This window comes from Microvirga sp. VF16, assembly GCF_016864375.1.
Taxonomy (GTDB): Bacteria; Pseudomonadota; Alphaproteobacteria; order Rhizobiales; family Beijerinckiaceae; genus Microvirga.
This window is the reverse complement of the sequence record NZ_CP069355.1, coordinates 164,208-175,147: the sequence shown is the minus strand read 5'-3', so window position 1 is coordinate 175,147 and position 10,940 is coordinate 164,208. Positions and strand designations below refer to the sequence as shown.

Here is a 10,940-nt window from a genome sequence, read left to right as displayed (position 1 = left end):
TAGACGCCCCCGACGGCCTCACATGAGAGTGGTTGGGTCAATGGTCCATACTATAGAGACGGCTAGGGTGAACTTGAACAGTCCCGGAGCCTGACTGGGCTATCCGATCTTATCCATGACCGCCGGTGTTTCAACTGCACCCAAGCCGGATCAATAACTGTTAGTCCTAGGCCACAGGAGAGCTGGGGGATTGATCGGGCAGGTGTAGACTGAGCCAATCTGAGGGAGGGCTCTCCCATGCTGAAGCGCTATCTCGTCGACCTCTCACCCGCCGCGAACGCACCGAACTGTTGGGCCTGCTCAACAAGGGCATCGCCCCAGCCCGCACGCTCACCCGCGCTCGCATCCTGCTCGCCGCCGATGAGCGCAAGACCGATGCCCAGATCGCGGCCAGCCTGCATGTGCACCCTGCCACGGTCGAGCGTACCCGCCATCGGTTTGTCGAGGGCCGCGCCGCCTGTGCCCTGCACGAGAAGCCGCGGCCCGGCGGCCGGCCCAAGCTCGATCCCAAGCAGCAGGCTTTCCTGGTGGCGCTGGCCTGCAGCGATGCCCCGTCAGGGCGGGGCCACTGGACCCTGCAACTGCTGGCCGATCGCCTGGTCGAACTCGGGGTGGTGGAGACCATCAGCGACGAGACAGTGCGCCGGGCGCTTAAAAAACACACTGAAGTCGTGGCAACGCAAGCAGTGGTGCATCGCGTCGGTGGGAGCGGACTTTGTCTGGCGCATGGAGGACGTGCTGGATCTGTATGCTAAGCCCTACAGCACGGACCGGCCCGTCGTCTGCTTTGACGAGTTGCCGTTCCAGCTGCTCGCCGACACACGCGCTCCCCAAACGGTGGCGCCCGGCCGCTCCGCGCGGGTGGACTACGAGTAACCCTCGGTTGGACCATGGCCTGCGGCTCCGGGTGTGTCCTTGCCGATCTGATCACCGGCCAGGTACCGCAGATTTCGCACAAGGATCTCGCGGTCGATCGTTACAGGGACGAGTGGCGCTTCCAAGCTGCGTAAACCCACCTGACGCCAGCCGCTTCAAGGCCAAACATTCCTCACACAGTCAGAAGGTCGGCGGTGTACAGGCGCTGACAACCTCACAAGGCACCGGGCCGACGCATCGGAAGCGATGCGGTCTCCAGCTCTCGAAGTAATAGGCATCCCCCGGCCCAAGGATGCGCCGCTCGCCCTCGACTGTGACCTCGAGCCGACCGCTCAGGATGATGCCGCCCTCTTCGCCCTGATGCGTCAGAGGAACTTTGCCGGTGTCCGCGCTAGGTTCATAGCGCTCCTTCAGGATCTGAAGGGCGCGGCCGAACAGGTTGTTGCCGACCTGGCGGAAGGAGATCTTGCCCTTCCCGATCTCGACCAGTTCGTCGGAGCGATAAAAGGCCTGCTTCGGCTTCTCCGGTTCCAGGGCAAAGAATTCCGCCAACCCGATCGGGATGCCGTCCAGAATGCGTTTCAGCGCTCCGACTGATGGATTGGTCTGGTTGGACTCGATCAACGAGATCGTGGAGTTGGTGATGCCTGCGCGCTTGGCAAGCTCGCGCTGAGACAGGTTATGCAGCCCCCGAACATAACGAAGCCGTCCGCCTAGATCGAATTCCATCGCAGCACTGTGACCCGTGTGTTTCAGTTGTTCGAGATAAGACAAACACACTGCTTTGCGCCGAGCAATATCAATCACTTAGCAAAGAGAAGAAAAGGACTTGTTGGCCTCCTTCGATCATGGCCATGATCCTCCATCGAAAGGATCTCGGTCATGAACGCTCCTCAACGGCACAACAGCTTCCGGCTCGACAGTTACTGGATGCCCTTCACGGCAAACCGCCAGTTCAAGGCAGCGCCCCGCCTGCTCACGAGAGCGGAAGGGATGTACTACAGGAGCGATGACAACCGTCAGATCCTCGATGGCACCGCAGGCTTGTGGTGCGTGAACGCCGGTCACGGTCGTCGCGAGATTGCAGACGCGGTGGGGCGGCAACTCTTCACCATGGACTACGCCCCCTCATTCCAGATGGGACATCCGATCGCCTTCGAGTTCGCCGAGCGTCTAGCCGCCATTGCACCGGGTGGGCCGAGTGCCGGTCTCGACCGCGTGTTCTTTACCGGCTCTGGTTCGGAATCCGTCGACACGGCTCTGAAGATCGCCATCGCTTATCAGCGCGCCATTGGCCAGGGCACCAGAACGCGTCTGATCGGGCGGGAGCGTGGCTATCATGGCGTGGGCTTCGGAGGCATCACGGTCGGCGGCATCCTGAACAACCGTCGTTTGTTCCCGCAACTCCCTGGCGCCGACCATCTGCGGCATACCCATGATCCGGTTCGCAATGCCTTCGTGAAAGGCCAGCCCGAGCATGGTGCTGAACTCGCGGATGATCTCGAGCGCCTCGTCGCCCTCCATGGGGCGGAAACGATTGCAGCCGTCATTGTCGAGCCGGTGGCAGGCTCAACCGGCGTTCTCATTCCACCGAAAGGTTACCTCGAGCGCTTGCGGGCGATCTGTGACCGCTATGGCATCCTGCTGATCTTCGATGAGGTCATCACGGGCTTCGGGCGTCTTGGGGCGCCGTTTGCGGTGGATTACTTCGGTGTCGTGCCTGACCTCGTGACCACGGCCAAGGGCCTGACCAATGGTGCCATTCCCATGGGCGCCGTGTTCGCCAGTCGGAAGGTCCATGATGCGCTGATGCAGGGGCCGGAAAGCCAGATCGAGCTGTTCCACGGCTACACGCATTCAGGCCATCCGGCCGCCTGTGCTGCGGGACTGGCGACCCTCTCGATCTATCGAGAGGAAGGACTGCTCACCCGGGCATCCGAGATCGAAACCTACTGGCATGATGCCATCCACAGTCTGAAAGGACTCCCGAACGTCGTCGACATTCGCACCATCGGTCTGATTGCCGGCATCGAACTGGAAAGCCGCACAGGCGCTCCAGGAACCAGGGCGTATGATGCTTTCGTTGACTGCTTTGAGCGAGGGCTGTTGATCCGGGTCACGGGCGATATCATTGCTCTGTCGCCGCCTCTCATTATCGAGATCGCTCAGATCGACGCCATCATTGACACCTTGTCGGATGCCTTGAAACGCGTCACTTGATCCTACGCAACGTTTGCGCGCCCACGATGAAGTGACTGCGTCAATAGCGATTAACCGAGAGAAAGCTCATGCATATCCGCCTCGCAAGGCAATCAGAGCCACCAGTATCGGGTTCGCCTCGTGCTCACCTCTGACGCGGAGCTCGTTTGCTGTGGCCATGTGCTCATGTGTGAGCGCAGTATAGACCTGCGACTGCCTGCCGGAGGCATGTATAGGAGCAGCAGACGCAACGTTCATTGGCTTTTAGACCGAGATTTTGAAAGCATCAAAATGGTAGTTAACATCAGCGGGCCATCGGCGAACATGTTCCAATCAGACTCAAGGCGCTCGGCTTGGAGAATTTATGACTCCCGGTCGCTATCCGCCGATCTAAAATTCGTTGGGGTTGAGCAAATGGTCATAAACCCTGGCCATCGGCAGCAGGCTAGCCGGAGAGGCTAATCGACTGTGGAACTGTTTGGAGATCTAAGATGCGCATTGTCGTTGCCCGCCTTAACCACGAAACTAATACATTCTCACCCGTGCGAACCGACCTGAATTCCTTCGATCCCAAATGGGACGAGGAAGCCTATGCCTTCGGCAACGGCTCGAACACGGCCTTAGGCGCCTTTCACGATTACGCGCTTCGGAACGGAGCGGAGCTGATCACACCGCTCGCGGCTACCGCCAACCCCAGTGGACTCGTTGAGGACGAAGCCTTTGAGAAAATGGCCTCCGCCATCGTTGCTGCTGTCGAGCATGGTTGCGACGCGATCCTTCTCGATCTACATGGTGCGATGGTGACGCGGAGCTTCGACGACGCAGAGGGAGAACTGCTGGCACGCGTCAGAAGTGCTGCCCCTGACGTTCCTCTCGGGGTCGCGCTCGATTTGCATGGTAATATCACGCAGCGCATGCTGGATAATTGCGACTGCATAGTCGGTTTCAAGACATATCCACATATCGACATGTACGCGACTGGCGAACATGTAGCGCGTATCATCGACGCGATGCTCAAGGACGGACTACGGCCTCGACAGGCATGGAGCCATCCGCCAATGCTGGCAGCGACGCTCAAGATGAACACCAACGAAGATTGTGCGATGACAGATCTGATCAACCTGACTCGCGTCGCCGAGCAACGCGACGGCGTATACGCCGTCACACTGTTCGGCGGCTTCCCGATCGCCGATCTCGCCGAAACTGGCGTCTCCGTGGTGGCGGTGGCATCGGACGAGGTAATCGCGCGCGCGGTCGCCGATGAAGTTGCTATGGAAGCTTGGAGGAGGCGCGAAGAATTCCTCTACCATGAATCATCGCTAGAACAGTCCCTCTCCTCTGCACGAGAAGCGGCGGGTGGACCGGGAACTGGGCCGGTTCTGCTCCTTGACCATGGGGATAATTGCATGTCGGGTGGCACCTGCGACAACATGGATGTGTTGGCGACCGCACTTGCCTCAGGTTTGGATGGAATTGTTGCCGGCCCCATCTGTGATCCACAGATCGTCACCGAGTTGATTGAGGCTGGCATCGGAGCGACTGCAACGATTGATCTTGGTAACAAGGTAGGAGCAGACGGGTTCGCCCCGCCTCATGCTCCCTTGCGGTTGTGTGGGAAGGTAATTGCTGCAAGTGATGGCAGCTATGTCGTGTCTGGCCCAATCTATCGCGGGCAGCTTTGCCATATGGGGCGGGCCGTCAAGTTTCAAACCGACTCAGCGATCATTCTTATCACTGAACGTCCCCACGAACCATGGGATCTCGGTGTCTTTCACTGTACGGCAATAGATCCTCTGAAGGCGCGCTATCTCATTCTCAAGTCGAGAATGTATTGCCGGCCGGTCTTTGAGAAACACTGTAAAGCAATGGTCGAGTGCGCAAGCGGCGGCGTGACTAGCTCCAATTACGACTTGTTTTCTTTCCGGAAACTTGCCCGCCCTATCTATCCTCTCGACGGCGAAGTTCACTGGAGGCCATAGGGATGACTCATCAGCGTCGTTGTAGGGCATTAGCTCATGCTTCAAATTCTCAGATGCCTTGAGGGGCGGCATGCACCGGCTCGCCTAGGTGTGAGATCTAGGGAGGTGGTTCATCCCGTCTGAGGGACTGAAGGTAGTCATCGCGATACGATGACTGATGGACCTGAGAGATGAACACCCCGCGCCAAAATGCCCATACGACCCAGCCGGATTGAGCGGAACTGATCCGCCGCTTTCTTGAGGATAGTCAACCTATCCGAGAAGTGGCGACCGGCTTTGGCGTCAACGAGTGCATGGCGCACAAGTGGCTGGCCCACTACCGGGTGGAAGGGCAGCGGGCTGGACAACCGCTCCTCTCGTCCCATGACAGTCGCCAAACGAACCGGAGAACCCTGGATCAGCGTGATTGAGATGCTCCGGCGGGAGTACCGGCTCGCAGCCGAGGAGATCGCCGGTAATAAGGTGGCCCGCTCCACTGTAGCAGTCTGGCTCACACGGCGTAGCTTTGGTCGCTTGGTGGCCCTGAAGCCGAAGAAGCCACCCGTGCAGTATCAGCGCGAGCACCCTGGCGGGCTGATCCACCTGGACATCGACAAGCTGGCTCGCTTCGAGCGGTGGGCCATCACATCACGGGTGACCGGCGCAACCCAGGCGCGGGTGCCAGGTACGATTGCTTTCATGTGGCGATCGATGGCGCCACCCGGCTGGCCTATGTCGAGGTGCGGCCGGACGAGATCCACTGCTCGACCACTGCCTTCTTAGTCAGAGCCTAGCGCTGGTTCAGAGCGCGTGGCATCCGGGTTGAGCGGGTGATGGGTGATAATGGGGCCGGTTACGTGGGGCGGCTGTTCCGTAAGGCGCTGCGGATGCCCGGGATCCGGCACATCGGCACCCGTTCTTAACACCCAAGACCAATGGCAAGGCCGAGCGCTTCATCCAGACACTGCTGCGGGAGTGGGCCGATGCAATCCTGTTCAGCTCGTCCGATGCTCGGGTCCCTGACCTGCCACGTTGGCTGTCCTAGTACAATCAGCAGCGCCCGCATGGTAGCCTCGGCCGACGAACACCGGCTCAGGCTCTCGCCGGAAAACCTGATCAGAACTCACACCTAGCGGTCACACTCCTGACGCGGCAGCTTCGGGTGCATGGGATTGCAGGGTCGACCTGAAGGCCTTCTATCTTAAATCGCGATGGCTGCCTTCGGGGCATTATATTGGCAACACCGATTTCATGTGATGCATACTCTTTGGGCTCAGGCACGCCCTGACTTCGCCCGCCTAGAACGGCGTGACCAACCTTGAGAACCAATACCGTGCAGATCAAAGACGTCATTCTCACGCCCGGCCACGGTGCCTTTTTCTACGATGACCAAGCGGCTATTCGGGCAGGCGTCGGCCAGGACGGCTTCATCTACGTCGGTGACCCGGTCACGCCGGGATTTCAGTCCATTCGAGTTCCTGCAGCATGCCTCAGCATCGGTCTTGTACTCGCAGATGACACGATCGTTTGGGGCGACATGATGGGCGTCCAGTACTCTGGGGCCGGCGGCCGTGATCCACTATTCCACGCCGGTCAAATTATGGATCTGACGTCAGAGGTTATTGTCCCTCGGCTTCTAAACACCGATTCATCCCATTTCCTCGACGCATGTTCCAGAGCGTTCGAGTTCTCGGAAGGGGAGCGGCTTCCGCTCTCTATCGAGTATGGTGTCAGCCAAGCCTTGCTGAGCGCAGCGGCTCATGCCGCCAGGAGCACGATGGCCGAGGTAATCTGTGCTGAATTCGGACTGCCGCTGCCGCAGCGCCGTGTTCCGATCTACTGCCAGAGTGGCGATGCTCGCGAAGTCAACGTGGACAAGATGATCCTCAAGTCGGTGGATGTACTTCCTCACGGTTTGATCAATTCACGTAGTAAGTTTGGAGCAGACGGCCACACTTTCATCGATTTCGTAAGGTGGGTCGCCCGGCGTGTACGAGAAATCGGCCAACCCGAGTACAGTCCTGTCCTTCATTTCGATGTTTATGGCTGGATCGGTCTAGAGATCGGTCTCAATCCACAAAAGATATCCGACTTCATCAGCAAGGTTTCTGACGCAGTTCCAGAGTTCACCCTCAATATTGAATCTCCAGCTGACTTCGGGTCGACCCAGGCGCAGGTCGATAACTACGCTCAAATTGTCGCGATCTTGGATGGCCGCGGTTCTCGCGCACGCATCGTCGTTGATGAGCGGTGTAACACCCTCGAAGATGTCCGGTTATTTGCTGAGGCAAAAGCCACCCATCTCGTTCAGATCAAAACCCCCGATGTCGGCTCGATCGCCGACACCGCACGCGCCGTTCTCATATGCAAGGAGAACAATGTCGGAGCATACGTTGGGGGAAGTTGCAGTGAGACCGATGTATCTGCACGCGCATCGGTTCACGTGTCAGTGGCGTCGCAAGCAGACATGATGCTCGCCAAGCCTGGAATGGGAGTCGATGAAGGTTTGACCATCGTCGGGAATGAACAAAATCGACTCCTTGCCGTGCTCAAGCGTCGTCGGACCCAACCTCACAACGTTGCATAGCGAGCGCCGTAATGCGAAACAGTCTCAAGGATATCACGGTTGTCGCTGTCGAGCAGGCAGTAGCGGCGCCTTACGCATCCTGTCGCCTTGCGGATGCAGGGGCGCGGGTCATCAAGATCGAAAGACCAGAGGGCGACTTCGCCCGCAATTACGACAAGCTGGTACAAGGACAGAGCGCCTACTTTGTCTGGCTTAACCGGGGCAAGGAGTCAGTTTGCTTGGATCTCAGATCCGAGCCTGATCGGGCCGTCTTGGACTCACTCATTGCTAAGGCTGATGTGTTCATCCAGAACTTGAAGCCAGGTAGCATTGCTAAGCTGGGGTTCGGATCGTCGGACCTCCGCCAGCGCTTTCCACGCCTGATCACCTGCGACATCTCTGGTTTCGGAGAGGGGGGGCCATTCTCCCACCTCAAGGCGTACGACCTCATCGTTCAAGCTGAATCAGGTCTCAGCGCCATCACGGGGACGCACGAAGGCCCAGCGCGTGTAGGCGTCTCGGTCTGCGATATCTCGGCAGGCATGACGGCGCACAGCGCCATTCTCGAGGCACTTTTCCACCGAGAGCGGACGGGCGAGGGGACATCCATCCAGATTTCCTTGTTTGATGCCATCGTGGATTGGATGAATGTACCAATTCTACAGTATGATTATAGCAACTATAGGACAGTTCGTTCTGGCGTAAACCATCCGTCGCTGGCGCCTTACGGAGCTTATCGTTGCGCTGACGGCAAAGACATCATTTTTTCGGTTCAGAATGATCGGGAATGGGTGAGTTTCTGCGCTAGGTTCCTGAAACAGCCCTATTTAACCCGCCAGCCAGGGTTTGCGGATAACATGGAGCGGCTCGGCACGCGTCGCCATCTCGACAAGATCATCCAGGCCCGTTTCTCTGAACTGTCCAGTGAAGAAGCAATGCGAGAACTTGAGGCCGCAGGACTGGCCTATGGCCGATTGCGGGACATCCCAGCCGTCGCCCAGCACCCGCATGTCCGAAGGGTCCGGGTAGACACACCTGAGGGGACGGTGAACATGATTGCGCCCGCAGCGATCTTCAATAATGAGGAACCCTCGTTCCGTCCTGTCCCAGCCCTGAGCGCTCATACGGCATCTGTGCGAGAAGAGTTGCAAGGGTAACCCTTCATAAATTTCGAGGAACGCTTCTGTGCGCCTCATTTGCGCGAATGAGATGGACGCTTTGATATATGACGGAGAATTCTACGGTTCTCCGTCACAACTAGGATTGGTGTCATGACTGGCGTTCCACGCTGGCGATCGCTGCTTTTCGTTCCAGCTCATAGCCGTAAGTACGTTTCATCGGCACATGCGCGGGGCGCCGATGGTATTATCCTCGACCTAGAGGACTCAGTTCCTCATGACATGAAGCCGGAAGCCAGGCGGCAACTGTCTGAAAGCGTTGCAACAGTTGGGTCTCAGCGCGCCTCCGTTCTAGTTCGGGTCAACCGCGGGTTGCGTGACTTGGCGACCGATCTTGATGCGGCCATTATCCGCGGAGTCGATGCGCTTGTTCTGCCGAAGGTGGAGTCGGCCGAATGGGTGATGGAAATCGCCGACGCTGTTACGGAGCTTGAGCAAAAGCGGGGAATCCCCCATGGCAAAGTCCGCTTCCTTGCTCAGATTGAGAGCCCCCGGGCAATGGAACGTCTGCCCGACATCGCGTCATCCCATTCCAGGATGGCTGCCATGGCGCTTGGTCCCGAGGATTTCTGTACAGCCGTGGGCGGTTCTCCTGAATTTGATCTCCTTCTGGCGCCAAACTTGGCGGTGCTATTTGCGGCTCGGGCGGCTGGACTGCTCCCCTTGGGCTTCGTTGGAAGCATTGGCGAGTTCCGGGACACCCAGAAGCTACGACAAAACGCAATTCACGCGCACCGGCTCGGCTTCGCTGGTGCCCTGGCCATTCATCCTGCACAAGTGAACATTTTCAACGAAGCTTTCTCACCTGGTGCGGAGGAGATCGAATGGGCCCTCAATATTGCCGAGGCCGAGAGAGTTGCTGCGAAGAACGGACTCGGTGCGTTTGTGGTGGACGGAAAGATGGTCGACCCTCCTGTCATCCGGCGTGCCCATCAGATTCTGGCTCTCGCCGGCAAGATCGATCACAGTGAAGGTCAGGATTTGGCGCCGCTCCAGCCTGCCGGGTGATCTCCCGGGTCCGGTTGCCATCTCGTTTCGAGATTGATATGTTTAGTTGGGAATACTCTTGGCTGGGCTCTTCAACTCATGGAAATCAGGCAGCTTAAGTACTTTGTCGGCGTCGTGGAGGCCGGCAGTTTTACAAAAGCTGCCACACTCCTCAACGTTGCCCAAAGCGCACTCAGCTTGCATGTCAGGCAGCTTGAGGAAGGGTTTGGCACCCACCTCTTGGTGCGTGAGAGAACCGGCGTCAGAGTAACGGATGCAGGCCAAAAGCTGCTCGATCGGGCTCGGACTATCCTTAAGGAAGTTCAGCTGACCGAGGCCGAGCTCACCAATAAAATGACGTCGCCGGCTGGCGAGGTGACGATCGGAATTCCTTCTGGAGCTGCGCGAGTTCTGAGTGCCCCTCTGCTGGAAGCCGTGCGAAACGAACTGCCGCGCGTGTCCCTTAAAATGATTGAAGGGATGACTGGGCCTCTTGAAGAGTGGATGAGCGCTGGGCGTCTGTCGCTTGCAATTCTCTATAGAACGGAGGACAGTGTTGGTCCAATGACGGCTCTGGCACGCGAGGAGTTCTGCCTCGTGGCGCCTCCAGGAGAGCCGCCTTTCGAGGATTCGATACCCCTTTCAGAACTACATGCGTTCCCGTTGGCCGTTCCGATGCGCAACAACAACGTGCGACGTTCTGTGGCCGATGTCGTTTCACAGCATGGCTGCGTGCTTGACGTGAGGTTCGAGGTGGACTCGCTTTCAACCATCATAGGTATGGTTATGGAAGGCAAAGCGTACTCCATCCTCACACCATCAGCCATCCATAAAGAGGCTTCTCAAGGCCTGGTTCGAACCATAAAGATAGTAGACCCGGTTATCACCCGCCTTGTCGTACTCGCTGTAAACCCCAGAGACGATCGCACTCCTGCCGTCGCTGCATTACGCAAGCTGATCCCGAAGGTCGTCGATACATTGATCGAAAGCGGGCACTGGCTGACCTTAGATCGCGCTTGAGGACCTGCTTACTCGGCACAATGCACAGATTTTTTGCCGTTTGACCTTCGGTCATCTAATTTCGAGATGGACCTCGGCAATATTTGATATTTGACCCTTCGCCTCCATCGCGATGAAGTTGTGATCAACCCTTGCGAAGCATTCGAGCATCGGACC

General features: G+C 58.0%; 11 protein-coding genes. 10 read left to right on the top strand and 1 reads right to left on the bottom strand.

Annotation, left to right across the window (positions count from 1 at the left end):
- The first annotated feature begins 290 nt into the window (after positions 1 to 290).
- Together JO965_RS26310 and JO965_RS26305 are read left to right on the top strand one after the other, a co-directional pair.
- On the top strand, positions 291 to 755 hold the full coding sequence (locus JO965_RS26310; protein WP_203445060.1) for a helix-turn-helix domain-containing protein: 465 nt from the start codon (positions 291 to 293) through the stop codon (positions 753 to 755).
- A complete protein-coding gene (locus JO965_RS26305; RefSeq protein WP_203445059.1) occupies positions 736 to 876 on the top strand; it encodes a hypothetical protein in 141 nt (46 codons plus the stop codon). Before JO965_RS26310 ends, JO965_RS26305 begins: the two co-directional genes overlap by 20 nt.
- 180 nt (positions 877 to 1,056) lie before the next feature.
- Here the strand turns inward: JO965_RS26305 and JO965_RS26300 are convergent, their stop codons facing one another.
- Entirely contained in the window at positions 1,057 to 1,605 is a 549-nt protein-coding gene (locus tag JO965_RS26300; protein ID WP_203445058.1) for a cupin domain-containing protein, read from the bottom strand.
- Positions 1,606 to 1,758: 153 nt separating this feature from the next.
- On the opposite strand from JO965_RS26300, the gene JO965_RS26295 reads away from it, so the two are divergent.
- The 8 genes from JO965_RS26295 to JO965_RS26255 all read left to right on the top strand — a co-directional run bounded on the left by JO965_RS26295 (position 1,759) and on the right by JO965_RS26255 (position 10,784).
- Positions 1,759 to 3,096 (top strand): aspartate aminotransferase family protein, encoded by a 1,338-nt coding sequence (locus JO965_RS26295; RefSeq protein ID WP_203445057.1) that lies wholly within the window; start codon positions 1,759 to 1,761, stop codon positions 3,094 to 3,096.
- Positions 3,097 to 3,566: 470 nt separating this feature from the next.
- Complete coding sequence (locus JO965_RS26290) at positions 3,567 to 5,054, top strand: M81 family metallopeptidase (RefSeq protein ID WP_203445056.1); 1,488 nt, start codon at positions 3,567 to 3,569, stop codon at positions 5,052 to 5,054.
- 402 nt (positions 5,055 to 5,456) lie between these two features.
- Entirely contained in the window at positions 5,457 to 5,816 is a 360-nt protein-coding gene (locus JO965_RS26280; protein ID WP_203445055.1) for a hypothetical protein, read from the top strand.
- 172 nt (positions 5,817 to 5,988) lie between these two features.
- On the top strand, positions 5,989 to 6,078 hold the full coding sequence (locus JO965_RS49455; RefSeq protein ID WP_371826966.1) for a hypothetical protein: 90 nt from the start codon (positions 5,989 to 5,991) through the stop codon (positions 6,076 to 6,078).
- 288 nt (positions 6,079 to 6,366) lie between these two features.
- Entirely contained in the window at positions 6,367 to 7,620 is a 1,254-nt protein-coding gene (locus JO965_RS26270; RefSeq protein WP_203445485.1) for a methylaspartate ammonia-lyase, read from the top strand.
- An 11-nt stretch (positions 7,621 to 7,631) separates the two neighbouring features.
- The gene (locus tag JO965_RS26265; RefSeq protein WP_203445054.1) at positions 7,632 to 8,756 is read left to right on the top strand and encodes a CaiB/BaiF CoA-transferase family protein; all 1,125 of its coding nucleotides are present in this window, start codon (positions 7,632 to 7,634) and stop codon (positions 8,754 to 8,756) included.
- A gap of 114 nt (positions 8,757 to 8,870) precedes the next feature.
- Positions 8,871 to 9,785: a CoA ester lyase gene (locus JO965_RS26260; protein ID WP_203445053.1), complete on the top strand. Its 915-nt coding sequence runs from the start codon at positions 8,871 to 8,873 to the stop codon at positions 9,783 to 9,785.
- Positions 9,786 to 9,863: 78 nt separating this feature from the next.
- On the top strand, positions 9,864 to 10,784 hold the full coding sequence (locus JO965_RS26255; RefSeq protein ID WP_203445052.1) for a LysR family transcriptional regulator: 921 nt from the start codon (positions 9,864 to 9,866) through the stop codon (positions 10,782 to 10,784).
- Positions 10,785 to 10,940: the final 156 nt, after the last annotated feature.